27 protein-coding genes and 1 tRNA gene are annotated in these 24,837 nt (G+C 70.7%); 20 read left to right on the top strand and 8 right to left on the bottom strand.

Annotation, left to right across the window (positions count from 1 at the left end; all coding sequences use genetic code 11):
- Positions 1 to 21 precede the first annotated feature (21 nt).
- Positions 22 to 702, bottom strand: coding sequence for a winged helix-turn-helix transcriptional regulator (locus WFG93_RS11490; RefSeq protein WP_336646472.1), 681 nt, complete (start codon positions 700 to 702; stop codon positions 22 to 24).
- An 80-nt stretch (positions 703 to 782) separates the two neighbouring features.
- Between WFG93_RS11490 and WFG93_RS11495 the strand changes: the two genes are divergently transcribed.
- The 4 genes from WFG93_RS11495 (at position 783) to WFG93_RS11510 (ending at position 3,993) form a co-directional block, all read left to right on the top strand.
- A complete protein-coding gene (locus WFG93_RS11495) occupies positions 783 to 1,076 on the top strand; it encodes a hypothetical protein (protein ID WP_336646473.1) in 294 nt (97 codons plus the stop codon).
- A 163-nt stretch (positions 1,077 to 1,239) separates the two neighbouring features.
- Positions 1,240 to 1,842, top strand: coding sequence for an FABP family protein (locus WFG93_RS11500; RefSeq protein ID WP_336646474.1), 603 nt, complete (start codon positions 1,240 to 1,242; stop codon positions 1,840 to 1,842).
- Position 1,843: 1 nt separating this feature from the next.
- Positions 1,844 to 2,938, top strand: a complete 1,095-nt coding sequence (gene ygfZ, locus WFG93_RS11505) for a CAF17-like 4Fe-4S cluster assembly/insertion protein YgfZ (protein ID WP_336646475.1) — start codon at positions 1,844 to 1,846, stop codon at positions 2,936 to 2,938.
- A gap of 128 nt (positions 2,939 to 3,066) precedes the next feature.
- Complete coding sequence (locus WFG93_RS11510; protein WP_336646476.1) at positions 3,067 to 3,993, top strand: hypothetical protein; 927 nt, start codon at positions 3,067 to 3,069, stop codon at positions 3,991 to 3,993.
- Positions 3,994 to 4,051: 58 nt separating this feature from the next.
- Here WFG93_RS11510 and WFG93_RS11515 read toward each other — a convergent pair whose 3' ends face one another.
- Positions 4,052 to 4,876, bottom strand: coding sequence for a class I SAM-dependent methyltransferase (locus WFG93_RS11515; RefSeq protein ID WP_336646477.1), 825 nt, complete (start codon positions 4,874 to 4,876; stop codon positions 4,052 to 4,054).
- A gap of 102 nt (positions 4,877 to 4,978) precedes the next feature.
- Here WFG93_RS11515 and WFG93_RS11520 point away from each other — a divergent pair, with 102 nt between their 5' ends.
- Positions 4,979 to 5,722: a phosphoglyceromutase gene (locus WFG93_RS11520; protein ID WP_336646478.1), complete on the top strand. Its 744-nt coding sequence runs from the start codon at positions 4,979 to 4,981 to the stop codon at positions 5,720 to 5,722.
- A 122-nt stretch (positions 5,723 to 5,844) separates the two neighbouring features.
- Here WFG93_RS11520 and phoU read toward each other — a convergent pair whose 3' ends face one another.
- Positions 5,845 to 6,552, bottom strand: coding sequence for a phosphate signaling complex protein PhoU (phoU, locus tag WFG93_RS11525; protein ID WP_336646479.1), 708 nt, complete (start codon positions 6,550 to 6,552; stop codon positions 5,845 to 5,847).
- 183 nt (positions 6,553 to 6,735) lie between these two features.
- Between phoU and WFG93_RS11530 the strand changes: the two genes are divergently transcribed.
- Positions 6,736 to 7,983 (top strand): sensor histidine kinase, encoded by a 1,248-nt coding sequence (locus WFG93_RS11530; RefSeq protein ID WP_336646480.1) that lies wholly within the window; start codon positions 6,736 to 6,738, stop codon positions 7,981 to 7,983.
- Entirely contained in the window at positions 7,980 to 8,663 is a 684-nt protein-coding gene (locus WFG93_RS11535; protein ID WP_336646481.1) for a response regulator transcription factor, read from the top strand. Before WFG93_RS11530 ends, WFG93_RS11535 begins: the two co-directional genes overlap by 4 nt.
- A 94-nt stretch (positions 8,664 to 8,757) precedes the next feature.
- Here the strand turns inward: WFG93_RS11535 and WFG93_RS11540 are convergent, their stop codons facing one another.
- Positions 8,758 to 9,270, bottom strand: a complete 513-nt coding sequence (locus tag WFG93_RS11540; protein ID WP_336646482.1) for a DNA modification methylase — start codon at positions 9,268 to 9,270, stop codon at positions 8,758 to 8,760.
- A 144-nt stretch (positions 9,271 to 9,414) separates the two neighbouring features.
- On the opposite strand from WFG93_RS11540, the gene WFG93_RS11545 reads away from it, so the two are divergent.
- The 5 genes from WFG93_RS11545 (at position 9,415) to WFG93_RS11565 (ending at position 14,368) form a co-directional block, all read left to right on the top strand.
- The gene (locus WFG93_RS11545; RefSeq protein ID WP_336646483.1) at positions 9,415 to 9,897 is read left to right on the top strand and encodes a CarD family transcriptional regulator; all 483 of its coding nucleotides are present in this window, start codon (positions 9,415 to 9,417) and stop codon (positions 9,895 to 9,897) included.
- A 109-nt stretch (positions 9,898 to 10,006) separates the two neighbouring features.
- Complete coding sequence (gene ispD, locus WFG93_RS11550) at positions 10,007 to 11,197, top strand: 2-C-methyl-D-erythritol 4-phosphate cytidylyltransferase (RefSeq protein ID WP_336646484.1); 1,191 nt, start codon at positions 10,007 to 10,009, stop codon at positions 11,195 to 11,197.
- Between the two features lie 33 nt (positions 11,198 to 11,230).
- Entirely contained in the window at positions 11,231 to 12,676 is a 1,446-nt protein-coding gene (gene cysS, locus WFG93_RS11555) for a cysteine--tRNA ligase (protein ID WP_336646485.1), read from the top strand.
- Positions 12,669 to 13,670, top strand: a complete 1,002-nt coding sequence (gene rlmB / locus WFG93_RS11560; RefSeq protein WP_336646486.1) for a 23S rRNA (guanosine(2251)-2'-O)-methyltransferase RlmB — start codon at positions 12,669 to 12,671, stop codon at positions 13,668 to 13,670. The genes cysS and rlmB overlap by 8 nt, the downstream gene beginning before the upstream one ends.
- A 59-nt stretch (positions 13,671 to 13,729) precedes the next feature.
- Positions 13,730 to 14,368, top strand: a complete 639-nt coding sequence (locus tag WFG93_RS11565) for an NAD(P)-dependent oxidoreductase (protein ID WP_336646487.1) — start codon at positions 13,730 to 13,732, stop codon at positions 14,366 to 14,368.
- A 22-nt stretch (positions 14,369 to 14,390) separates the two neighbouring features.
- Here WFG93_RS11565 and WFG93_RS11570 read toward each other — a convergent pair whose 3' ends face one another.
- A complete protein-coding gene (locus WFG93_RS11570; RefSeq protein ID WP_336646488.1) occupies positions 14,391 to 15,695 on the bottom strand; it encodes a DUF4032 domain-containing protein in 1,305 nt (434 codons plus the stop codon).
- Between the two features lie 67 nt (positions 15,696 to 15,762).
- Positions 15,763 to 16,866 (bottom strand): ABC transporter ATP-binding protein, encoded by a 1,104-nt coding sequence (locus tag WFG93_RS11575; RefSeq protein WP_336646489.1) that lies wholly within the window; start codon positions 16,864 to 16,866, stop codon positions 15,763 to 15,765.
- 212 nt (positions 16,867 to 17,078) lie between these two features.
- Here WFG93_RS11575 and WFG93_RS11580 point away from each other — a divergent pair, with 212 nt between their 5' ends.
- From WFG93_RS11580 to WFG93_RS11595, 4 genes are all read left to right on the top strand, one after another.
- On the top strand, positions 17,079 to 18,041 hold the full coding sequence (locus WFG93_RS11580) for a DsbA family protein (RefSeq protein ID WP_336646490.1): 963 nt from the start codon (positions 17,079 to 17,081) through the stop codon (positions 18,039 to 18,041).
- Positions 18,042 to 18,098: 57 nt separating this feature from the next.
- A tRNA-Thr gene (locus tag WFG93_RS11585) sits at positions 18,099 to 18,171 on the top strand.
- A gap of 69 nt (positions 18,172 to 18,240) precedes the next feature.
- Entirely contained in the window at positions 18,241 to 18,936 is a 696-nt protein-coding gene (locus tag WFG93_RS11590; protein ID WP_336646491.1) for an SOS response-associated peptidase, read from the top strand.
- A 52-nt stretch (positions 18,937 to 18,988) separates the two neighbouring features.
- Positions 18,989 to 19,924, top strand: a complete 936-nt coding sequence (locus WFG93_RS11595; protein ID WP_336646492.1) for a DMT family transporter — start codon at positions 18,989 to 18,991, stop codon at positions 19,922 to 19,924.
- Between the two features lies 1 nt (position 19,925).
- Here the strand turns inward: WFG93_RS11595 and WFG93_RS11600 are convergent, their stop codons facing one another.
- Positions 19,926 to 20,603, bottom strand: a complete 678-nt coding sequence (locus WFG93_RS11600; protein ID WP_336646493.1) for a nitroreductase family protein — start codon at positions 20,601 to 20,603, stop codon at positions 19,926 to 19,928.
- On the bottom strand, positions 20,600 to 21,022 hold the full coding sequence (msrB, locus tag WFG93_RS11605; protein ID WP_336646494.1) for a peptide-methionine (R)-S-oxide reductase MsrB: 423 nt from the start codon (positions 21,020 to 21,022) through the stop codon (positions 20,600 to 20,602). The genes WFG93_RS11600 and msrB overlap by 4 nt, the downstream gene beginning before the upstream one ends.
- A 50-nt stretch (positions 21,023 to 21,072) precedes the next feature.
- On the opposite strand from msrB, the gene WFG93_RS11610 reads away from it, so the two are divergent.
- The 4 genes from WFG93_RS11610 to groL all read left to right on the top strand — a co-directional run bounded on the left by WFG93_RS11610 (position 21,073) and on the right by groL (position 24,769).
- The gene (locus WFG93_RS11610) at positions 21,073 to 22,065 is read left to right on the top strand and encodes a DUF2332 domain-containing protein (RefSeq protein WP_336646495.1); all 993 of its coding nucleotides are present in this window, start codon (positions 21,073 to 21,075) and stop codon (positions 22,063 to 22,065) included.
- A 10-nt stretch (positions 22,066 to 22,075) separates the two neighbouring features.
- Positions 22,076 to 22,333 (top strand): DUF3263 domain-containing protein, encoded by a 258-nt coding sequence (locus WFG93_RS11615; RefSeq protein WP_336646496.1) that lies wholly within the window; start codon positions 22,076 to 22,078, stop codon positions 22,331 to 22,333.
- 99 nt (positions 22,334 to 22,432) lie between these two features.
- Entirely contained in the window at positions 22,433 to 23,026 is a 594-nt protein-coding gene (locus WFG93_RS11620; protein WP_336646497.1) for a LytR C-terminal domain-containing protein, read from the top strand.
- Between the two features lie 126 nt (positions 23,027 to 23,152).
- Complete coding sequence (gene groL, locus WFG93_RS11625; RefSeq protein ID WP_336646498.1) at positions 23,153 to 24,769, top strand: chaperonin GroEL; 1,617 nt, start codon at positions 23,153 to 23,155, stop codon at positions 24,767 to 24,769.
- The last annotated feature ends 68 nt before the right edge of the window (positions 24,770 to 24,837 follow it).

Consider the following 24,837-nt stretch of genomic DNA (forward strand, 5'->3'; position numbering starts at 1 on the left):
CGAAGACGACGGATGCGCCCCTCAGACCTCGCCGGAGCGGGATGCCTCATCGTGCAGGTTGAAGCGGTAGCCGACGTTGCGGACCGTGCCGATGATCTGCTCGGCGTCGCCGAGCTTCGCCCGCAATCGGCGCACGTGCACGTCCACGGTGCGCGTGCCGCCGAAGTAGTCGTATCCCCACACGTCGCTGAGCAGCTGCTCGCGCGTGAACACCCGTGAAGGATGTGTGGCGAGGAAGTGCAGCAGCTGGAACTCCTTGTAGGTCAGATCCAGCGGGCGCCCGTGCAGCCGCGCCGAGTAGGACTGCTCGTCGATGGTGATGCCGGACGCCTGCACGTGCGTCGGGGCATCGGCATCCGGGCGGGCGAGCGCGAGCCGCAGTCTCGCCTCGATCTCCGCCGGCCCCGCCGTGCTCAGCAGCACCTGATCGAACGCCCAGTCCGCCGAGATCGCGCTGAAGCCGCCCTCGCCGACCACGACCAGCATGCCGGCGTCCGTGCCCGTGGTGCGCAGCAGCCGGCAGGCGGTGCGTGCGGCCACGAGGTCCGTGCGCGCGTCGATCACGATCGCGTCGCACTCGGGCAGCTCGAGCAGGTGGCCGGCATCGAGCGGGTGAGTGCGGATGCTGTGCGGCAGCAGCTCGAGCGCGGGCAGTGCCGGGTCCGCTTCGGGAGCCGAGGTGAGTGCCAGCACGAGGACCACGCGACCATGCTACTGGCGCCCCCGCCGCCGGCCATGCTCTTCCCAGGTGAGCGCAGGGACGCGGCCATTACGATGGCACCATGTCTGAACCGGTCATCGCTCCGCGCAACGCCTTCTACGGCGTCGCCGCGGTCTGGGTCGCCGCGCTGGTGATCGCCGTGACCCTCGGCATCGTGCTGCCCGAGGACCTGCGGATCGGCTGGCTGCTCATCGCATTCGGTGCCATGGTTCTGGTGTCCTTCGCCGTGCAGCTCGCCTACGGCCACGCCCAGGGGTTCATCGTGCGCGTCGCGGGCAGCGTGCTCGGCGCCCTCGCGGTGATGGGGCTCGTCTCGGCGGGCTTCGGACTCGCCGCCCTCGCCACCGGCCTCTGAGCGGTCCGCCTCCGGCGGCAGCGGGTAGAGTGGGGACATGGACCTCGTCGCGCTCGAATTCTTCTACCTCGGCCTGCTGGGCCTTGCGAGCCTCGCGATCGCCTTCGTCTCCGGCGTCGTGCTCGTCAACCTGTTCCGCGGTCAGCGCTGATCCGACGCCGTCGTGATCGATCTGCCCACCGACCTCCCGGCCGATCTCGCTCCGCTGTCGTGGCTGATCGGGGTGTGGGAGGGCACCGGCGTCATCGAGTACACCGCGGGAGAGCGGCGTTTCCAGGGCGAGTTCTCGCACCGCGTGAGCTTCAGCCATGACGGCGGGCCGCATCTGAACTACTCGGCGACGGCATCCTTCCTCGGGCTCGAGGGCGACGCCGAGCCGGTCGCGCTTCTCGCCGAGACGGGCTTCTGGCAGCTGGCCCGACCGCGTACCGCCGCTGACCCCGGCCCGGCCCTGCTGCCGCCGTCCGAGCCCGCCACGGCGCGCACGGTCGACGATGTCGAAGAGCTGCGCTCCGACGACGGCTTCCCGATCCAGGTGTCGGTCGCGCACTCCGACGGCACGCTCGAGCTGTACCTGGGCCGCATCGCCGGTCCGCGTATCGACCTGGCCACCGACGCCGTCATCCGCGCCGCCGGCGCGAAGGAGTACACTGCGGCCACCCGCATGTACGGGCTGGTCGACGCTCACCTGCTCTGGGCGTGGGACATCACCGCCCTCGGCGAGAAGCTGAAGTCGCACGCGTCGGCTCGGCTGGCGAAGGTCTGACGTGGCGACGTTCGACGGCATCGCCGGCGCGGTGCGCGAAGGCGAGCTGATCGCGCACTTCGGCAACCCGCTCGTCGAGCAGCGCCGGCTGGCATCCGGCGAGGCGCTCGTGCCGCTCACCGATCGCGTGCTCATCGAGGTCGCGGGCAACGACCGGCTGAGCTGGCTCGACTCGATCACCTCTCAGGCGGTCTCGCAGCTGCGCGCCGGCGATTCGACCGAGCTGCTGGTGCTCGATCCGCAGGGCCGGGTGGAGCATGCCGCGGGGGTGCTCGAGGACGGCGAGTCGGTCTGGCTGATCGCCGATGAGGGGGATGCCGAGAAGCTGACCGCCTGGCTGCAGCGCATGGTCTTCCGCTCGCGCGTCACGGTCGCGCTGCGACCGGAGGCGGTGCTGGTCGGGTTCTTCGCCGGCGGGGCCGCGGAAGCGCGCATCACGGCATCCGCCCCGCACCAGGTGCCGCTGATCTGGCGCGACCCGTGGGCGCGCGTGCAGCCGGGAGGGCACCAGTACGCGGCCGCGGCCGATCATCCCGCCGCCGACTACGCCTGGAGCGTCGCGGTCGTCGACGACGCGCGCTCGCTCCGCGGTCCGTTCGCGGGTGCGCTCGCCGCCGAGGCGCTGCGCATCGCGGCATGGCGGCCGCGCTGGGCGTACGAGGTCGACGACCGCAGCATCCCGCACGAGTCCGACTGGATCCGCAGCGCGGTGCACCTGAGCAAGGGCTGCTACCGCGGCCAGGAGACGGTGGCGAAGGTGCACAACCTCGGGCATCCGCCGCGCCGGCTGGCTGCGCTGCTGCTCGACGGCAGCGACGTGGTGATGCCGTCGCCCGGCGATGCGGTGCTGGCGGGGGACGCCGAGGTCGGGCACATCACCTCGGTCGGGATGCATCACGAGGACGGCCTGATCGCGCTGGCGATCCTCTCGCGTCGTGCGCCGGTCGGCGAGCTGGCCGTGCGTGCGGGGGAGACCATGATCGCCGCCGCGCAGCAGGTGATCGTGCCCGCGGATGCCGGCGCCACGGCGGAGGTGCCGCGCCTGACCCGCCTGTCGCGTCGTCCCGCCGGCGAGGACCCCCGCCACTCCCGCTGACCCCCATCCCCCATCTACCCGTCGAGAGCACGGGACCTCGGCGAGTGCACCGCTCATTCGCGTGAAGAGGCCGTGCGTTCGGCGAGTACACGTGCAGTCGACGGTGTGAGGGCCGGTAACGTGGCCGGATGAGCGTGAAATCCCGGATGCTGTGGAGCGACCTTCCTGAGGAGATCGTGGCCGAGGTCGAACGCGTGCTCGGGGGAGCAGTCGTCGACGCGACCAGCCAGGCGGAGGGGTTCTCGCCGGGCAGCGCCGATCGAATCGTCACAGCCGAGGGGCATCGGGCTTTCGTGAAGGCGGTGCACCGCGAGCAGAACGAGGACTCACACGAGCTGCACCGCCGCGAAGTCGAGGTCATGCGCCTGATCCCGGAGGGGGTGAGCGCTCCCGCCCTGCTCGGCTCCATCGTCACTGACGACTGGGCCGTGTTGATTCTGCAGGACGTCGCCGGCCGGCATCCGGGGTCGGAGGGCGACGGGTCCGACGTCGTGGCCGTGCTCGACGCGTACGCGACGCTCCCACGGCTCACGGGGGCCGCACTCGAACAACTGCCCACCGCCGTCGACGAGTTCCGCGACGAGGAGTCGAGCTGGCGTGAGCTCGAAGCCGCCGGTACGCCGTTGCCCGAATGGGCCGAGCTGAATCGCGCGCGGCTGCGTGCGGCAGGCGAGCGCGTGCTCGAGGTCGTCGTGGGCGAGCACCTGCAGCACCTCGATGGCCGTGCCGACAACGTCCTGATGGATGCGGACGGTCGGGCGTGGATCATCGACTGGCCATGGGCCGGGGTCGGCGCCGCGTGGCTCGACAGCCTGTTCTACCTCCTCGATGTCCGGCTGCGCGGCGAGGAGATCGACGTCGAGGCGGTGCTGCGGCAGCATCCGGTCTTCGAGGGCGTTCCCGATGCCGACATCGATTCGGCGCTCGCTGCGGCGACGGGCCGGTTCCTGGTCAAGGCACAACTGCCGGCACCGGCAGGGATGCCCACGCTGCGCGAGTTCCAGTACCGCGAGGCGATCGCCGGCCTGGAGTGGTTGCGCTCGCGCTGGTCCTGATCCCCGCCCCCCCGACGGGGAGGTGGGGTGGGGGAATGAGGGGGACAGAGCGCGCGGGTCAGGGGCGCGGGGCGACAGTGTGCCAGGGCACCGTGAGTTCGCCGAGGCGCCAGCGTGACCTCGTGCCCTGCACGGCCACGGCCTGTGCTTTGAGCGCTGTGACGACGGCGAGCCAGCGCTGCACCGGGCCGAAGGTCGACAGCGGCGCAGCGCGGTGCCACTCCCGATCCAGCGCGGTGAGCAGATCGTGGATGCGCTCTCCCGGCACGTTGCGATGGATGAGCGCCTTGGGCAGGCGCTCGGCGACGACGCCCGGATGCTCGAGCTCGGCCAGGCGGAGGGAGATCGTGAACGCCACAGGGGTGGCGTCGGATGCCACGTCGACCCAGCTGGAGATGCGGCCGATCTCATCGCAGGTGCCCTCGAAGAGCATCCCGCCCGGAGCGAGCCGGGACGCCACTTGCCGCCAGGCGTCGGCGACGTCCGCCTCGTCGTACTGGCGCAGTACGTTCATCGCCCGGATGACCGCCGGTCGCCTGCCGCCGGCCACCGGCACCTCGAACCCGCCGCGAGCGAACGAAACCGGCAGGTCGGATGCGAACGGCGTCCGCCCCGCCCGCACCTCCTCGAGCTGGCCGCGTGCGGTCGACACGCGCTCGGCATCGAGCTCGAGGCCCAGCACTTCGGCATCCGCCCGCACCCGCCGCAGCCGCGTCGCCAACTCGAACGCGGTGACTCCGCTGGCCCCGTACCCGAGGTCGACGACCAGGGGATCGGCGGCCCGCCGGAATGCGTCCGACGCTGCGATCCACCTGTCATTGCGGCGCAGCCGGTTGGTCCCCGTCGTGCCCCGCGTCGGCTGCCCGACCGGTGACGTTCCCATCTCCTCATTCTCCCCTCTCCTCCCTTCTTCCACGTCGCTCATTCCCGACAGGAAAGGTCACGCAGCCCGCCGCGACCACCCCAAATCGATAGAGTGGACGCCATGACCCGCACTCTGATTCTTCTGCGTCACGGCCAGAGCGAATGGAACCAGCTCAACCTCTTCACCGGATGGGTGGATGTCCGCCTCACGGAGCAGGGCAGGGCCGAGGCGCGTCGCGGCGGCGAGCTGCTCGCCGAGTCGGGTCTGCTTCCGGACGTGCTGCACACCTCGCTGCTGAGCCGCGCGATCCAGACCGCGAACATCGCGCTCGATGCGGCGGACCGCCTGTGGATCCCGGTCACCCGCTCGTGGCGCCTCAACGAGCGTCACTACGGTGCACTGCAGGGCAAGGATAAGGCGCAGACCCTCGAGGAGTTCGGTCCCGAGCAGTTCCAGCTCTGGCGCCGCTCGTTCGACGTGCCGCCGCCCCCGCTCGACGACGACAGCGAATTCAGCCAGGTCGACGACCCGCGCTACGCCGACATCGACGGTGAGGTGCCGCGCACCGAGTCGCTCAAGCTCGTCATCGACCGCCTGCTGCCGTACTGGAACGACGCGATCGTGCCCGATCTCGCCGCCGGAAAGACGGTGCTGGTCACCGCGCACGGCAACTCGCTGCGCGGTCTGGTCAAGCACCTCGAGGGCATCAGCGACGAGGACATCGCCGGCCTGAACATCCCCACGGGCATCCCGCTCGTCTACGAGCTCGACGAGAACAACGTGCCCACCGGCGCCAGCCGCTACCTCGACCCCGAGGCGGCCGCCGCCGGCGCGGCCGCTGTCGCCGCGCAGGGCAAGAAGTAACCCCGGCGCACAGCGCCAGGGCAGGAGAAAGCGCGAGGGAAGGATGAGAACTTCGGTTCTCGTCCTTCCCTCGCGCTTCTTGTTTCACCGGATCGGACCCGGATGCCGGAACGAGCCGCGGATCAGTCCTCGGGCGCGTGCGGGGGAACGGCCTGTGCCGACGCGGCGAGGGCGATGTCCTCCTCGCCGACCGCCCAGTCGCCGGTCGCCAGGTAGACGACCTTCTTCGCCACCGCCACCGCGTGGTCGGCGAAGCGCTCGTGGTAGCGGCTGGCGAGCGTGGCGTCGACGGTCGCGGTCGCCTCGCCCTTCCAGTTGTCGCTGAGCACCTTCTCGAACACGCTCGCGTGCAGCTCGTCCACGTCGTCGTCCGCGTTGCGGATGCGGTCGGCCAGCCGCAGATCCTGACTGCGCAGCAGCTCGGCGAGTGTGCGGGAGATCTCGACGTCGAGCTCGCCCATGCGCCGGAACGTGCCCTTGAGGCCCTTCGGCACCGCGCGCTCGGGGAAGCGCAACCGGGCGAGCTGGGCGATGTGCTCGGCCATGTCGCCCATGCGCTCCAGCGACGCGCTCACCCGCAGCGCGGTGATGACGATGCGCAGGTCCCGGGCGACCGGCTGCTGCCGGGCGAGGATCTCGATGGCCTGCTCGTCGAGGGCGACGGCGAGCTCGTCGATGCGCGCATCGTCGGCGATGACCTCCTCGGCGAGGGCGACATCGCTCTCCGCGAAAGCGGTGGTCGCCTTGTCGATCGCCGTGGTGACCATGTCGGCGATCTCAGCCAGTCGCGTCTGCAGCTCTTCGAGGGACTGATGGAACACTTCACGCATATCGGCGCAACCTTTCGTCGGGGTCCGGCACGGCATGCCGGCGGGCACGCGCTGACGCGGTCGGAACGATCATCGGCGGCGAAGGTTAACGGACGGTGCCCGGCACGTGAATACTAGTCGCCGAGCCGTCCGACAGGGCGGGAGGGGGCGGGATGTCACGGCGCCGAGCCCTACGCTGGAGGCATGGATCCCGCCTCGCTCGCGCTGTTCGCGCTCGCCATCGGGGCAGTGATCGGCGCGGGCGCGGTGCTGCTGGTGGTCTGGGCGTACCGGCTGCGCGCGATCGCGCTGCAGGAGACCTCCACGGCCGTGCCGCAGAGCCTCGCCGATGTGCTGGCCGGCATGGACGACGCCGCGTGCGTGATGGATGCCTCCGGCCTGGTGGTCGCGACGTCGAATGCCGCCGGGCGCTTCGGCATCCGTCTGGGCTCCGTGCTCGAGAACGCCGAGCTGCGGCGCTTGGTGCGCGGGGTGCGAGCCGGCACGGGCGGCGCCAGCACTTCGAGCACCGGCACGTCCAGCACCACGGAGACGCTGCGCCTCGCCGCCGGCGCGGGGCTGGACCCGCGGCTCGTCTCCGCACGTGCCAGCGCGGTGGGGCCGCAGCTCACGCTGCTGATCATCCGCGACATCACCGAGCGGGAACGGCTCGAGCAGATGCGCACCGACTTCGTCTCCAACACCAGTCACGAGCTGAAGACACCGGTCGCCTCGGTGAGCCTGCTGGCCGAGGCGATCGACTCCGCCGCCGACGATCCCGAGCAGGTGCGCCGCTTCGCCGCACGGATCTCCGCGGAAGCGGGGCGGCTCGGCCAGCTCACCTCCCGCATCCTCAGCCTGTCGCGACTTCAGGCGGCCGAGAGCCTCGCGCGGGTCGAGCTCGTCTCCGTCGACGAGATGATCGCAGCATCCATCGACGCGCACGGCGTGCAGGCCGATTCCGCGGGCGTGCAGCTCACCCGGGGCGGACAGCGCGGGGTGCGCGTGCGCGGCGACGCGCAGGTGCTGATCGAGGCCGTCGGCAACCTCATCGCCAACGCGATCGTCTACTCCCCGCGCGGCTCGCACGTGGGAGTGGGGGTGAAGGTCGACGGCGACGTGGTCGAGGTCGCCGTCACCGATCAGGGCATCGGGATCTCGGATGCCGATCGCGAGCGCATCTTCGAGCGGTTCTACCGCGCCGACGACGCGCGCTCGCGCCGCACCGGGGGGACGGGCCTGGGCCTGTCGATCGTGAAGCACGCCGTGCAGCGCCACGGCGGCGAGGTGCGGGTGTGGTCGCGGCCGGGCCGCGGCTCGACGTTCACCATCCGCCTGCCGCATGCCGACGCCTCCGACACCGGGGGCGGCAGCACCAGGAAGAAGCCGAAGAGGAAGCGCGCCCGCGCGGTAGAACAGGCCGTCGGCGCCCGGAACGGAGAGAGCGAATGACCCGGATCCTGCTCGTCGAGGATGAGCCCGACCTGGCCGACCCGCTGGCGTACCTGCTGCGCCGGGAGGGGTACGAGGTCGAGATCTGCGAGGACGGTCCCGGCGCGCTCGCCGCGTTCCGGGAACGCGGTGCCGACGTCATCCTGCTCGATCTCATGCTGCCCGGAATGGCCGGCACCGAGGTGTGCCGCCGGATCCGCCAGAGCTCCCAGGTGCCGATCATCATGCTCACCGCCAAGGACTCCGAGGTCGACATCGTGGTGGGCCTGGAGCTGGGTGCGGACGACTACCTCACCAAGCCGTACTCGTCCCGCGAGCTGCTCGCGCGCATGCGGGCGGTGCTGCGCCGCGTGACACCCGCGGACGCCGACCTCGACGAGCGGGTGCTGCAGGGGGGCCGGGTGACCCTCGACATCGACCGGCACACGGTCGCGGTGGACGGCGTCGAGATCAGCATGCCCCTGAAGGAGTTCGAGCTGCTCGAGGTCCTCATGCGCAACGCTGGGCGCGTGCTCACACGCGGCCAGCTGATCGACCGGGTGTGGGGCAGCGACTACTTCGGTGACACGAAGACGCTCGATGTGCACGTCAAGCGGATCCGCTCCCGCATCGAGCGCGACCCGGGCGCTCCGGTGATGCTCGTCACCGTGCGCGGGCTCGGCTACCGCTTCGAGCCCTGAGCGAGCGCCGAAGCGCCGAAGGCGGAGGGGCCGGATGCAGAAGAGGCCGGACCTGATGGTCCGGCCTCTTCGCTGCGGCTGTCGCGAGCGACGCTCAGGAGGTCAGATCGGAGTCCTCGGCGGTGGGCACGAGATCGGCGTACCGGGGGAGGGTGCCGTCGAGCACGGGCACCTGCGCCGGCTCCGCCACGCCGTCGCCCGACACGATGAGCACCTCGATCGTCGAACCGGGCTGCGCGTTGAGGTTCTCGATGCGCAGCGGCATCTTGTTGCCCCCCAGGCTGATGCGCTCTTCGCCCGGCACGCGCAGCGTCAGCTGCGAGCCGGACACGTCGATGTCGACCGTGCTGGTCTTCTGGCCCTCGTTGATGAAGGCGCCGATCAGGTTGCCGACCTCGCCGTCGTCGGTGGTGATCACCAGGACGTTGCGGGCGACGACCTCGCCGCCGGTGGAGTCGATGCTCACCCCGTCGGAGGGGGAGTAAGGATTGGTCGTCGCCTGGTACGTGATGAAGGTGCAGCCGGTTGTGCCGAGCGCGAGCGCCGCGCCCAGGGCGACAGTGGCGACGAGACGCGGTGCGAGGGACGCAGCAGAGCGCGAGTTCACGGATCCTCCTGGGGTGCGACGGGTGTCCTGGTTCAGTGTAGTGGGTCGGCACCCCGCGACGGGACGACGCTTCTGGTCGGTCGGCGCGAACCTTACTGCATAACGGCTGTGGTATCCTGGTGATTGCCGAAAGGACACGTTTTTATGCTTTTTGAGGTTGGCGAAACCGTCGTCTATCCGCACCACGGAGCCGCGACGATCATCGAGGTCAAGGACCGCGTGATCAAGGGGGAGACCAAGAAGTACCTGAAGCTCAACGTCACTCAGGGCGATCTCATCATCGAGGTCCCCGCCGAGAACGTCGACCTGGTCGGCGTGCGCGACGTGATCGGCAAGGAGGGTCTCGAGAACGTCTTCGAGGTGCTGCGCGCCCCGTTCACCGAGGAGCCCACCAACTGGTCGCGTCGTTACAAGGCGAACCTGGAGAAGCTCGCCTCTGGCGACGTGATCAAGGTGAGCGAGGTCGTGCGCGACCTGTGGCGCCGCGATCAGGATCGCGGACTGTCCGCGGGCGAGAAGCGCATGCTCGCCAAGGCTCGCCAGATCCTCGTGTCGGAGCTTGCTCTGGCCGAGAAGATCGACGAGGACAAGGCCGGCACCCTGCTCGATGAGGTGCTCGCGTCCTGAGCGCGAAGAACTCGCCTCCGTAAAGCCGGAGGCAGGAAGAGGGCGGATGCTGTGGCATCCGCCCTCTTCGCGTCCCGGGGCCGCGACAGCGCCGCGGTAGCGTGAGAGCGTGACTGCGCTCCCCGCCCCCACCACCGCGATCATCGTCGTCGCCGCCGGCTCCGGCACACGTCTCGGCGCCGGCGTGCCCAAGGCGCTCGTGGACCTGGACGGGCGCAGCGCGCTGAGTCACGCGCTGAACGGCGTCTTCGCCGCACGGGCTATGCAGATCGTGGTCGTCGCCCCTGCCGGGCACGAGCAGGAAGTGGCGGACGAGCTGATCGATGCCGACGGCGGTCGCGGGCGGCGGGCATCCGTCGTCGTCGGCGGCGAGACGCGACAGCAGTCCGTGGCCGCGGGCCTCGCCGCGCTCCATCCAGGAATCGAGGTCGTGCTCGTCCATGACGCGGCCCGCGCCCTCACACCCGCCGCGCAGATCGACGCGGTCGCTGCGGCGGTGACCGCAGAGGCCGGCGTCATCCCCGCGCTCCCCGTCGTCGACACTCTCAAGCACGTGTCAGGCGACGAGGTGGTCGGCTCCGTCGACCGCTCGCTGCTCGCGGCCGCGCAGACACCGCAGGGCTTTCCCCGCCGCGCGCTCGAGGCCGCCTACTCCCGCGCGTCGCAGACCGGCGACGAGCACACCGACGACGCCGCACTGTTCACGGCAGCCGGGGGGAGCGTGCGCCGGATCCACGGATCCGAGCGCGCGTTCAAGATCACCACGCCGTCGGACGTCGAGCGGGCGCGGATGCTGCTGGGCGAGCGAGTGCCGACGCCGCCCGTGCTGCCCCGCATCGGGGTGGGCACGGACGTGCACGCCTTCGGCGGCGAGGGGAACCTGTGGCTGGCAGGTCTCGAGTGGCCGGGCGAGCGACCCTTGTCGGGGCATTCCGACGGCGACGCCGTCGCGCACGCTATCGTCGACGCCCTGCTGGGTGCGGCGGGGCTCGGCGACATCGGGCAGCACTTCGGCACCGCGCATCCGGAGTACACCGGCGCGCACGCCGACGTGTTCCTCGCCCGCACCGCGGCGATGCTCGCCGAGGCCGGCTTCGCGATCGGCAACGTGTCCGTGCAGTTCCAGGGCAACCGGCCGCGTTTCAGCGCACGCCGAGCCGAGGCTGAGGAGGTGCTGTCGGCGGCGCTGGGTGGTGCGGCGGTCACGGTCTCGGCGACCACCACCGACCGACTGGGATTCCCCGGTCGTGGCGAGGGCATCGCGGTCACGGCGGTCGCCCTCCTCGTGCCGCTGGGCTGAGATCGTTCAGGCGCTCACCGGTAGTCTTGTGCGGTGACCCTCCGCCTCTACGACACCCGCGCACAGCGGCTGCGCGACTTCGTCCCGCTCGACGCCTCGAACGTGACGATGTACGTGTGCGGACCCACCGTGCAGTCCGGCCCGCACATCGGGCACGTGCGAGCCGCGTTGAGCTTCGACCTGCTGCGGCGCTGGCTCGAGCACCGCTACGGCCGCGTCACCTTCGTGCGCAACGTCACCGACATCGACGACAAGACCCTCGCCAACGCCACCGCCGACGAGCCGTGGTGGGCGCTGGCGTATCGGGTCGAGCAGGAGTTCGCGCAGGCGTACGCCGCCGTCGGCATCCGCCCCCCGACGTACGAGCCCCGGGCGACCGGCTTCATCCCGCAGATGCACGAACTGATCGCGAGTCTCATCGAGCGCGGTCACGCGTACGCCGCGCCCGACGGCTCCGGGGACGTGTACTTCGACGTGCGCTCGTGGCCCGCCTACGGCGAGCTGACGCACCAGTCGGTGGACGCCATGGAGGCGGCGGCGGACGCCGATCCTCGCGGCAAGCGGAACCCGCAGGACTTCGCACTGTGGAAGGGCGCCAAGGCCGAGGAGGCGCCGGATGCCGTCTGGGCCTCGCCGTGGGGCCGCGGCCGCCCCGGCTGGCACATCGAGTGCTCGGCCATGTCGCGCCGCTTCCTCGGACCGGAGTTCGACATCCACGGCGGCGGACTGGATCTGCGCTTCCCGCACCACGAGAACGAGCTCGCGCAGTCCAGCGCCGCCGGCCTCGGCTTCGCGCGGTACTGGGTGCACAACGGACTGGTCACCGTGGGCGGGCAGAAGATGTCGAAGTCGCTGGGCAATTTCGTGCTCGCTGCCGATGTGCTCGCCGCGCACGACCCGCTGGTCGTGCGCTATGCGCTCGCCGCCGCGCACTACCGCTCCAGTCTCGACCTGAGCGAGTCGTCGTTCGCCGAAGCGGATGCCGCTCTGGCCCGCATCCGCTCGTTCCTCGAGCGCGCCGCGCGGCTTCCCGCCGAGGTCGCGTGGACGGCGGGGCGTTCCGACGACGACGACGGCGAGCCGAGTGCGGAGATGCTCCCGGCGGCGTTCGCGACCGCCATGGATGACGACCTCGGCATCCCGCAGGCGCTCGCCGTGCTGCACGAGACAGTGCGGGCGGGTAACAGCATGCTCGACGCCGGACGCAGTGCCGACGCGCAGTTCGCGGCGATGCAGGTGCGCGAGATGGCGGGAGCTCTCGGCATCGATCCCCTCGCGCCGGAGTGGGCCACCGACGCCGACGCCGGCGCCGAGGCGTCCGCCCTCGACGCGCTGGTGCAGACGATGATCACGCAGCGCGCGCAGGCGCGCGCCGACAAGGACTGGGCCGCAGCCGACCGCATCCGCGATGCGGTCGGCGCGGCGGGAATCACTCTGGAGGACACTCCGGACGGAACACATTGGAGTATCGATGGCTAAGCCTGGGCGCCCCGGAGCGGGCAACAGCAAGAAGAAGGGTGCCTCCAAGGGCACCGGCGGGCTCGGGCGCAAGGCGCTCGAGGGGCGCGGTCCGACCCCCAAGGCCGAGGACCGCAGCTGGCATGTCGCCGGCAAGCGGAAGGCGGCTCAGGAGCGCTTCGCCGCGGCGGGTGGCAAGGGCAAGGTCGGGCAGAAGCCGCAGGGGCGCGACATGAACCGCCAGGCGCGCAGCAAGGCATCCGACGACACCGAGACCGTCACCGGCCGCAACTCGGTGCTCGAGGCGCTGCGCACCAAGATCCCCGCGACGACCTTCTACATCGCCCAGCGCGTGGAGATGGACGACCGCGTCAAGGAGATGCTCTCGATCGCGCGGCACCGGGAGATCCCGGTGCTCGAGGTGACCCGCCAGGAGCTCGACCGGATGGCGGGCTTCGACGGCGTGCATCAGGGCGTCGCCCTGAAGGTGCCGCCGTACGAGTACGCGCATCCGCAGGATCTGCTCGAGCAGGTCATCGACCGGGGTGAGACGCCCCTGTTCATCGCGCTCGACGGCATCACCGATCCCCGCAACCTCGGCGCGATCATCCGCTCGACGGCCGCCTTCGGCGGGCACGGCATCATCCTGCCCCAGCGCCGCTCCGCGAGCGTGAACAGCGCCGCCTGGAAGACCAGCGCCGGTGCCGCCGCCCGCCTGCCCGTCGCGCTCGCAGCGAACCTCACGACCCTGCTGAAGGAGTTCAAGAAGCAGGGCGTGTTCGTGCTCGGCCTCGACGGCGGGGGAGACGTCGCGCTTCCGTCGCTGGAGCTCGCGGACCGCCCGGTCGTGATCGTGGTCGGCTCCGAGGGCAAGGGCCTCTCGCGGCTCGTCACCGAGACGTGCGATCAGATCGTCTCCATCCCGATCTCCTCGGCCACCGAGTCGTTGAACGCGGGCATCGCGGCATCCGTCGCGCTGTACCAGGTCGCCACCATGCGCGGCTCTGCGGAATAACCCTCGCGCCCGCGGCACTTGTATCCGGTGAAGCCGTTCACGCACCGGAAGGAACACGGATGTCCCGCATCGTCGTCATCGGAGGAACCGGCTACGCCGGATCGCACATCACCCGCGAGGCGGTGAACCGAGGACACCAGGTGACCGTCATCTCGCGCCAGGCGCCCGACGCTCCCGTGGACGGCGCGCACTACGTGCAGGGCTCGGTGCTCGACCTCGACGGCCTCGGCGGTGTGTTCGACGACGCGGATGCCGTCGTCTCCGCGCTCTCGCCCCGCGGCGACATGGAGAACGAGGTCATCGGTGCGCTGCGCGGCCTCACCCAGAAGCTCGCCGGCACCCGGACCCGGCTGGGCGTCGTCGGCGGCGCGGGCGGCAGCCTCGTTGCGCCGGGCGGCCCGCGGCTGTTCGATCAGGGCTTCCCCGAGGAGTACCGGCACGAGGCGCAGGTCGGCATCGACTCGCTCGAGCTGCTCGAGCAGACCGACGGCCTGGACTGGTTCTTCATCCACCCGGCGGAGGTGTTCGGACCGTGGGCGGAGGGCGAGCGCACCGGGCGCTACCGCGATGGCGGCGACGTGCTGGTCCGGGACGCCGACGGGAACTCCACCATCTCCGGGGCGGACTTCGCGATCGCGGTCGTCGACGAGATCGAGCAGCCGAAGCACCACCGCGGGCGGTTCGCGGTCGGCTACTGATCCCTGCCGCCGTCGGGGCGGACTAGACCAGATCCCGCCAGTCGATCGCCGCCGTGTCATCGGACACCTCGACGGAGCCGGTGTCCACCGGCAGTCCCAGCGCCTCGGTCGGCGGACCCATGATGGTCGCCTCGTCGCGGCGGTGGCGCAGCACGTCGTTGATGTAGCTGGTCAGCACCTCGGCCAGCGCCACCGAGCGCCCCTGAGCCTGCGAGAGGTACCACCGGTGCTCGAGCACCTGGTGGTAGACCTCGGCGGGTTCGAGCTTCGCGCGCAGGTCGTAGGGGATCGCGCGCACCACGGGCTCGAAGACGCGGGTGAGCCACTCGTGCGCGTACATCTCCTCATCGGTCCAGGTGCGCGTGGAGCGGGCCCGGAACTCGTCGAGATCGTTCAGCAGCCGCCGCGCCTGGTTCTCCTCGACATCGAGGCCGGTGAGGCGGATCAGGCGGCGCTGGTGGTGGCCGGCGTCGACGACCTTCGGCTGGATGCGGACGGCGGTGCCGTCGGCGGTGGTGACCATCGACATCTCGTCGATGTCGAAGCCCAGGGCGTTGAGCTTCTCGACGCGCTCGGTGATCCGCCAGGTCTCGCCGGTGGGGAAGGACTCCTCGGCGGTCAGCGCCGCCCACAGTGAGCGGTACGACGAGACGATGCCGTCCGCGATCTCCAGCGCGTCCACCCCGCGCTCCAGGCGGCCGCCCGCCGCGAGGTCCATGATCTCGCCGGCGATGTTCGTGCGGGCCAGGTCGAGATCGTAGGCGCGCTGGCCGTCGGTCAGGCCCTCCTCGTGCAGCTCGCCGGTCTCTGCGTCGACGAGGTAGGCGGCGAACGCGCCGGCGTCACGGCGGAACAGGGTGTTCGACAGCGACACGTCACCCCAGTAGAAGCCGACGTTGTGCAGCCGCACCAGCAGCAGCGCGAGCGCGTCGACGAGGCGAGTGGCGGTGTCGGGGCGCAGCACCTGCGTGAACAGCGCGCGGTACGGCATCGAGAAGCGCAGGTGCGAGGTCACCAGCGCCGCCGGCAGCGCCTTGCCGGCGGCATCCGCCCGACCGGCGATCACCGCCACCCGGCTCACGCACGGCACGTCCAGACGGGCGAGATTGCCGAGCATCTCGTACTCGCGCTGCGCCATCTCGGCGGTGGTCTCCTTGACCGCCACCACGCGTCCGGACAGGTCGGCGAAGCGCACCAGGTGCCGGGAGAGGCCCTTCGGCAGGGAGACGATGTGCTCGGACGGCCACTTGCCCAGCGGTGTCGCCCAGGGCAGGCTCAGCAGGCCGGGATCGACGGAGCTGGCGGTGATGCGCAGGGACTCCCGCATGGTTCCTCCGGAAACGCCGCGGCGCGGGAGACCGGAAGGGTCTGCCCGCGCCGCTGCAGTGCTGTCGTCAGGCGGTGACGATCGGTGCGTTGTTCAGGCGCTCGCCCGACTCGAGGTCGAAGGCGTGCACGTGACCGGGGTTGGCGGCCAGGGTGACCGTCTCGCCGGCGTTGGGGTGGTTGCGGCCGTCGACGCGGGCGACGATGTCGGTGCGCTTGCCGCTGATGTCGGTGTGGCCGTACAGGTAGCCGTCCGCGCCGAGCTCCTCGACGAGGTCGACGACGACCGAGAGGCCCCTTCCGTCGGCGGGACCGACGGTGATGTCCTCCGGGCGCACGCCGATGGTGACCTGGTTGCCGGTCGCGCGGCTGATCGTCTCGCGATCCAGCGGCGCCACCTCGGTGCCGAACTGCACGCCGCCCTCGGCGAGGTCGGCGGTGAACAGGTTCATCGCCGGCGAGCCGATGAAGCCGGCGACGAAGACGTTGCTCGGACGCTCGTACAGGTCGCGCGGGGTGCCCACCTGCTGCAGGATGCCGTCCTTGAGCACCGCGATGCGGTCGCCCATGGTCAGCGCCTCGGTCTGGTCGTGGGTGACGTACACGGTCGTGACGCCCAGGCGGCGCTGCAGCGAGGCGATCTGCGTGCGCGTCTGCACGCGCAGCTTCGCGTCGAGGTTCGACAGCGGCTCGTCCATGAGGAACACCTGCGGCTGGCGGACGATGGCGCGACCCATGGCCACGCGCTGACGCTGACCACCCGAGAGGGCCTTCGGCTTGCGGTTGAGGTACTCCTCGAGGTCGAGCAGCTTGGCGGCCTCGAGCACGCGGCTGGCGCGCTCCTCCTTGCCGACGCCGGCGATCTTCAGGGCGAAGCCCATGTTCTCGGCGACGGTCATGTGCGGGTACAGCGCGTAGTTCTGGAAGACCATCGCGATGTCGCGATCCTTCGGCGGCACGTCGGTGACGTCGCGGTCGCCGATGAGGATGCGGCCGGCGTTGACCTCTTCGAGGCCGGCGAGCATGCGCAGCGACGTGGACTTTCCGCAGCCGGACGGGCCGACGAGGACGAGGAACTCGCCGTCGGCGATCTCGATGTTCAGCTTGTCGACCGCGGGGCGGGTGCCGCCCGGGTAGAGGCGGGTCGCGTCGTCGAACGTAACGGTGGCCATGGTTTCTCCTTCACCGGCAGGTACGTGCCGGACGATCCGTAGTGATGGAAGCGGCGGACTCGGCCCGCCGTGACCCTTCATCGGGTCGGTTTCAGTATGGCACGGCCGGGCGCGTCTGGGTATTTCCCAGACTGCCTGGTTAACATCGAGTCCGGTGCCGCATTCTTCGCGGCCACGGGATCACCCGTCCCACCCGATCTTCAGAAGGAACGATGTCGAGCGACGAAACGCCGAACGTCCCTGCCGCTCGCAATTCGCGTGATGCGGTGCGGGAGAAGGCCCAGCAGGTGCACGCGCAGCAATCGCGGGCGCGTCTCGTGCGACGCATCCTCATCGGTCTGGTCGCGATCGTCGCGGTCGGCGCTCTCGGCGCGGCCGTCACGTACGCGGTCGGCTCGTCGATCTCCAAGCCGCAGCTCAGCCCGCGTGGCATGGCCGGTGACGGGGTGACGGTCAGTCAGGCGGCGGTGACACCGCCGGCAGCCGCGACACCCGCTCCCGGCTCCACGCCCGCGGAGACCGCGAAGGAGGCGACGCCGACACCAGACCCCAGCGCGAGCCCGGACGCCGCCGCCACCGACATCCACATCTACGTCGACTACCTCTCGGCCGGTGCGGCCGAGTTCGAGCGCGCGAACGCGCGACAGCTCGCCGGGTGGATCAGCGAGGGTGCCGTGAACGTGACATACCACCCGATCGCCCTGCTCACCGCGAGCTCGAACGGCACCAAGTACTCGCTGCGTGCCGCCTCTGCCGCGGCGTGCGTGGCGACGTACTCGCCCGACAGCTTCTATGACTACAACCACGAGCTGCTCACCGACCAGCCCAAGGTCGACACCGACGGACGCACCGACATGCAGCTGGCCGACCTGGCCGTGGCGGTCGGGGTGTCGGATGCCAAGAAGGTGCGCTCCTGCATCGAGAAGGAGGACTTCGTGTCGTGGGCGAAGGACGCCACCGCGCGCGCCCTCGAGGGGCCGCTGCCGGGCACCGATGACATGAAGCTCAACAACGAGGCGCTGATCCTGGTCGGCGGCAAGGCGTACGTTGGCGCGCTCGATGACCCGGCGGAGTTCTCGCAGTTCGTGCTGACCACCGCCAGCGACGAGTACTACGGCTCCACGCAGCCCACCCCGACGCCGGCGCCGACGGCATCCGCCACGCCGGAGTCCTGATCGCACGCGGCTCTGCGCGAGTGGGGCCGCTCGCCGTCGCTATGCTGGTGACGGTCCGCCGACTTGGCGCAATTGGTAGCGCACCGTACTTGTAATACGGGGGTTACGGGTTCGAGTCCCGTAGTCGGCTCAACATCCCTGCCGCCGCAGGGCTTCCGCGATGTGCCGGACATCACCGGCCTGGCGTAGGGTCGCCAGCATGTGCGGACGATTCGCGATGGACGCAAAGACCGACGAGCTCGTGCGCGAGTTCGTCGCCGAGGGCGGCAAACCGGAGGACTGGTGGCTGTCGTGGCACGGCTCCTACTCAATTGCGCCCACCGACGACGCGCCGATCGTGCGCGATCGTGGCGAGGGGCGGTTTCTCGAGCTCGTGCGGTGGGACTGGCAGAAGCCGGCGAACCGGCCCAAGGGTCCGCCGATCATCAATGCGCGCATCGAGAAGCTCGCCACCGGCTTCTGGGCGCCGGCGTTCACGGCGGCGCGCTGCGTCGTGCCGATGCGCGGCTACTTCGAGTGGACGGGGGAGAAGGGCGACAAGACCCCGCACTTCCTGCACGGCGACGGTCTGCTCGCCGCCGCCGGCCTGACCTGGTCGATGGACGTGCGCGGCGAGCACGTCCGCTGCTTCGTCGTGGTCACCCGCGAAGCGCGTGACGCCGGCGGTGAGATCCACGACCGGATGCCCGCCTTCCTCACCCCCGATGCGCTGGACGCGTGGCTCGAGCCGGTCAAGCTCGATCGCGGCGGGCGGGAGGACCTGCTGGCGACGCTGGACGGCTCATCCGCAGCCGTCGCCTCGACGATCCAGCAGTACGTCGTGGATCGGAGGGTCAACAATTCGCGCACGGTGGACGTCGACGATCCCCGCGTGATCGCGCCGGTGGGTGCCTGAATGCCCCGCTGAGCCGCGGCGCCTTCGGCCCGGCACGGGTAGCCTGGGGTGAATGACCCCGCCCCGCACGCTGCCGACCTCGATCGCGCTCGGCGGCGCCGTGTCGATCGGTGCGATGACCGCCGTGCAGGCGCGCGTGAACGGCGTGCTGGGCGTGCGGCTGGAGGACGGCATCCTCGCCGGCTTGACCTCGTTCGTCGTCGGCTTGGCGGCGCTCGTCGTCGTGGTGGCCGCTCTGCCGTCCGGACGTGCCGGCGTGCGACGGCTGCTGAGCGGCATCCGCGAACGCACGGTGCCGTTCTGGATGCTGCTCGGCGGCACCTGCGGCGCCCTCACCGTGACCACGCAGGGACTGGTCGCCGGAGTGCTCGGCGTCTCGCTGTTCACCGTCGGGGTGGTCGCCGGGCAGACCCTGCACGGCCTGCTGCTGGATCGCATCGGGGTCGGGCCCTCTGGCGTGGTCGCAGTCACACCCGGGCGGGTGATCGGGGGCGCGCTGGCGCTGGCCGCGGTGGGCATCTCGCTCGGCGACGGCGTGCTGGTGCGTGCGCCGCTGTGGCTGCTGCTGCTGCCGTTCGCAGCCGGGGCGGGCATCGCCTGGCAGGCCGCCGCGAACGGTCGTCTGGCACGGAGAGTGGCATCGCCGTTGACGGCGACGCTGACGAGCTTCGTGGCCGGCACCGTGGTGCTGCTGGCCGCCGCAGCGGTGAGCGTCGCGTCGACCGGGATGCCGCCGGCAGCGCCCACCGAGTGGTGGCTGTATCTGGGCGGACTGCTGGGCTTCGCCTACATCCTGCTGGGCGCCTGGCTGGTCGCGCACACGGGCGTGCTGCTGCTGGGACTGGGGAGCGTGCTCGGGCAGCTGGCGACCTCGGTGGTCATCGACGTGCTGTGGCCCGTCGAGCGGGGTCCGGCGGCCTGGCAGCTCATCGCGATGACCGCCGTGGCGGTCGCATCCGTCGTGGTCGCGCTGCCGCATCGACGCTGACTCAGTCCGCCCGTCGCGCCTTCTCGGCCGCCTTCTTCTCGGCTTTCCTCGCGACCTTCTGCGCCTTCTTCGCGGACTTCTGCGCCTTCCGCTCGAGCCGGTGCTCCTCTGCGGCGGCGGTGGCGGCCGTCATCTCGGGCGTCGGCCGCGGCATCCGCGTCAGCAGCTCGTCGGCAGCCACGCTTCTGCGCCGGCCGGCCTCCTTGCCGGCTGGCTTGCCGCCGACGTAGAGCCAGCCGAGCAGTTCCTCATCGGCGGTGAGTCCGTGCGCCCTCGCCACCGCGGCGGAGCGGGTGAGCCCGCCGGTGCGCCAGATGACACCCCAGCCGGCCTCGTCCAGCAGCAGGCTGAGGATGTGCGCGACGCCGGACGCCACCGCCTCCTGCTCCCAGCGCGGCACCTTGTCGCTGCGGCGGTACGACGCGACGACAGCGATGAGCAGCGGCGCGCGCAGCGGCTTGGTCGACGCCTCGTCGTCGCCGGCGGCGAGCCCGAGAGCAGCGCCCAGTGCGAGCCGGTCGTCGCCGCGCAGCTCGATCAGCCGCCACGGCCGCAGCGCGGAATGATCCGCCACGCGGCCGGCCGCCTCGATCAGCGGCAGAAGCTGTTCGCGGGTCGGCGCCTCCTCCGTCACGCGCGACCAGGATGCTCGGCGCCGGACGGCGTCGAGCGCGCTCACGACGCGTCGGCGGGGGCGGCGGGGTCGGGTGTGAACGACAGCGCCAGCGAGTTCATGCAGTAGCGATCGCCGGTGGGGGTGCCGAAGCCATCAGGGAAGACGTGGCCCAGGTGAGAGCCGCACGCGGCGCAGCGCACCTCGGTTCGCTCCATCCCCAGCGAGCGGTCCTCGATCAGCTCCACAGCCTCGGGCCGCACCGATTCGTAGAAGCTCGGCCATCCGCATCCGGAATCGAACTTGGTCCCGCTGCGGAACAGCTCCGCACCGCACGCGCCGCAGGTGTAGAGCCCCGCGCGCTCCTCGTCGAGCAGTTCACCGGTCCACGGCCGCTCGGTCGCCGCGGTGCGCAGCACCGCGTACTGGTCCTGGCCGAGCTCGGCCCGCCACTCGGCATCCGTCTTGTTCACGCTGTACGACATGACTCCATTCTCTCCCGTCTGGAAGGCACCGGCGTCGGGAGAATGGAGGCATGACCGATGCTGTCGCCGAGCGCTACGACCGCTTCGCACGCGAGGAGGCCCCCGGGCGCAGCCCGCTGTATGCGGAGTGGGCGGCGGGCGTCGCCGCGGACGACGCGATGATCCGGATGCTGGCGACGATCAGCCCGCAGCACCGCGAGCCGGCGCTGGTGTTCGCCGTCAGCCGGCTGCGCGGCGCGCCGCTCGGGCCGTACGCGCAGTGGCGGAGCTTCGTGCTGGAGCACGCAGGGGAGATCGCCGACGCGTGCGAGCACCGCGGAGTGCAGACGAACGAGCCGTTGCGCCTCGCGGCGCTGCTGCCGGCGCTGAGCCTCATCGAGGGGCCGGTCGCTCTCGTCGAGCTCGGCGCGGCGGCCGGGCTGTGCCTGTATCCGGATCGCTACTCGTACCTCTTCGTCGAAGAGGGCGGCGAGCAGCGGCTGCGCCTCGATCCGGACGACGGGCCCTCGCCGGTGCGGCTGCGCAGCGTCAGGCGCGGCGCGCTTCCGGTGCTGCGGATGCCGCACATCGTCTGGCGTGCGGGCATCGATCTCGATCCGGTCGATGTGCGCACCGAGGCCGGACGAGCGTGGCTGGACGCGCTGGTCTGGCCGGGTGAGCACGAGCGGGCCGAGCGCATCGCCGCGGCGATGGACATCGCGGCGGCGGATCCGCCACTGCTCCTGCGCGGCGACGCCCTCGAGACCCTCGACGTGCTGATCGATCGGGCGCCGCGCGACGCGACGCTCGTCGTGACGACGCCGGGAATGCTCGTGTACCTGCCGCGCGAGCGGCGCCGTGCGCTGATCGACCGGATCCGTGCGCTCGATGCCCGATGGATCACGATCGACGCCCCCGGGCTGCACGACGCCTGGCGACCGGCGATCGATCCGGAGGGTTTCCGCGGGTTCGCGGTGGCGCTCGATGGCCGGGTGGTGGCGGATGCCGATCCGCTCGGCCGCTGGTGGGAGTGGCGCACGGGGATCGGAGCGGATGCCCCCTAGCCTGGGAGTCATGCTCGGTGAACTCTCCGATCGCGATCGGGCGATCCTGACGCTGGAGGCGGCGTGGCCGCGGCACGGCGGCATGAAGGAGGAGACGATCCGCGCGCAGCTGGGGATGAGCCCCGCGCGCTACTACCAGCTGCTGGGGCGGCTGATCGACACCGAGCAGGCGCTGCAGTTCGACCCCCTGCTGGTGCGACGACTGCGGCGGCTGCGCGACGCCCGCGCCACGCAGCGCGCCGCCCGCATGCGCGGCTTCGTGGGCTGACGCGCCAGCCGTCGCGCTCCCGCTCCCGCGCCGCGCGGACGAGGCTGCGGACGAGGCTCTTCCGCAGGGTTCCCACCCAGCGCCCGCTAGCATCGAGGGGTGCTGAAGTCCTCCCGCGATCGATTCGACGACGTCCCCCGTACCGCCGGACGCGTCGGGGCGCACCGTGCCGAGCAGCCCGGGATGAACGGCCTGGTGGTGCTGCTGTGGTCGGCGGCGATCGCGCTGGTCCTCATCGTCTGCGGGATCTTCGTCACGCTCGTCATGATGGATCGCATCTCGCTGTTCGGCGGCGAGGAGCGGCCCGCGACGTCGCAGCAGACGCCGGGGGCGATCGCCCGTCTGGACACCTCGTACCGCGTGCTCATCATCAACGCGACCCCCGAGAAGGGACTGGTCGACGACGTGCGCGCCGAGCTGCTGACGGCGGGATGGTCGTCGGATCACGTGTTCGGCAGCGACGGTTCGTCGCAGGAGTTCTCGAAGACCACCGTCTTCTACGTCGACGAGGCCGATCGCGATGCGGCGCTCGGCCTGGCGGAGCTGCTCGGCGACGTCGATGCACAGCAGAGCGACTTCTACGCCGGGCTGAACGACAGCGACGAGCCGCAGCTCACCGTGGTGATCGGGCTGGATCGTGCGGCGAGCGGCGCTCCCTCGTCCGAGCAGCCGGATTCCACTCCGGCGCCCTGAGCGCGCTGAGAGCCGCGCCTTCCGGCGGCTTGCACTCTCAGGGGTCGAGTGCCAGACTGGGTGTTAGCACTCGCATACTCGGAGTGCTAATCCCCATCGCCTACGTCCGGGAGGGACGAAAGACTCATGGCAAAGATCATCGCTTTCGATGAGGAGGCCCGTCGTGGCCTCGAGCGCGGCCTGAACATCCTGGCCGACGCCGTCAAGGTGACCCTCGGCCCGCGTGGTCGCAACGTCGTGCTCGAGAAGAAGTGGGGCGCCCCCACCATCACGAACGACGGCGTGTCGATCGCCAAGGAGATCGAGCTCGACGACCCGTACGAGAAGATCGGCGCGGAGCTCGTCAAGGAGGTCGCCAAGAAGACCGACGACGTCGCCGGTGACGGAACCACGACCGCGACCGTCCTCGCTCAGGCACTGGTGCGCGAGGGCCTGCGCAACGTCGCCGCCGGCGCCGACCCCATCTCGCTCAAGCGCGGCATCGAGAAGGCCGTCGCGGCGATCACCGAGGACCTGCTCAAGAGCGCCAAGGAGATCGAGTCCAAGGAGCAGATCGCGGCCACCGCATCCATCTCCGCCGCCGACAACGAGATCGGCGAGCTGATCGCCGAGGCCATCGACAAGGTCGGCAAGGAGGGCGTGGTCACCGTCGAGGAGTCGCAGACCTTCGGCACCGAGCTCGAGCTCACCGAGGGCATGCGCTTCGACAAGGGCTACCTGAACCCGTACTTCGTCACGGACCCGGAGCGCCAGGAGGCGGTCTTCGAGGACCCGTACATCCTCATCGCCAACCAGAAGATCGGCAACATCAAGGACCTCCTGCCGGTCGTCGACAAGGTGATCCAGGACGGCAAGGAGCTCGTCATCATCGCCGAGGACGTCGAGGGCGAAGCTCTCGCGACCCTCGTGCTGAACAAGATCCGCGGCATCTTCAAGTCGGTCGCCGTCAAGGCTCCCGGCTTCGGCGACCGCCGCAAGGCCCAGCTGCAGGACATCGCGATCCTCACCGGCGGCCAGGTCATCACCGAGGAGGTCGGCCTCAAGCTCGAGAACACCACGCTCGACCTGCTCGGCCGTGCTCGCAAGGTCATCGTCACCAAGGACGAGACCACGATCGTCGAGGGTGCGGGTGAGCAGTCCTCGATCGAGGGTCGCGTGACCCAGATCCGTCGCGAGATCGAGAACACCGACAGCGACTACGACCGCGAGAAGCTGCAGGAGCGCCTCGCGAAGCTCGCCGGTGGCGTGGCGGTCATCAAGGCGGGCGCTGCGACCGAGGTCGAGCTCAAGGAGCGCAAGCACCGCATCGAGGACGCCGTGCGCAACGCGAAGGCGGCCGTCGAGGAGGGCATCGTCCCCGGTGGTGGCGTCGCGCTGCTGCAGGCGGCGAAGGTGCTCGACACCCTCGCACTCGAGGGCGACGAGGCGACCGGCGCGAACATCGTGCGTGTCGCGATCGAGGCGCCGCTGAAGCAGATCGCGATCAACGCGGGTCTCGAGGCCGGCGTCGTGGCGCACAAGGTCGCCGAGCTCCCCGCGGGCCAGGGCCTGAACGCGGCCACCGGCGAGTACGGCGACATGTTCGCACAGGGCATCATCGACCCGGCGAAGGTCACGCGCTCGGCGCTGCAGAACGCCGCGTCGATCGCCGGCCTGTTCCTCACCACCGAGGCCGTCGTCGCCGACAAGCCCGAGAAGGCTCCGGCCATGCCGGCCGACCCGTCGGGCGGCATGGACTTCTGATCTGACGATCTGAAGCACCGCTTCGAATGCCCCCTGCCGCATGGCAGGGGGCATTCTGCGTTCCCGGC

Source organism: Microbacterium sp. USHLN186 (assembly GCF_037145155.1).
GTDB lineage: Bacteria > Actinomycetota > Actinomycetes > Actinomycetales > Microbacteriaceae > Microbacterium.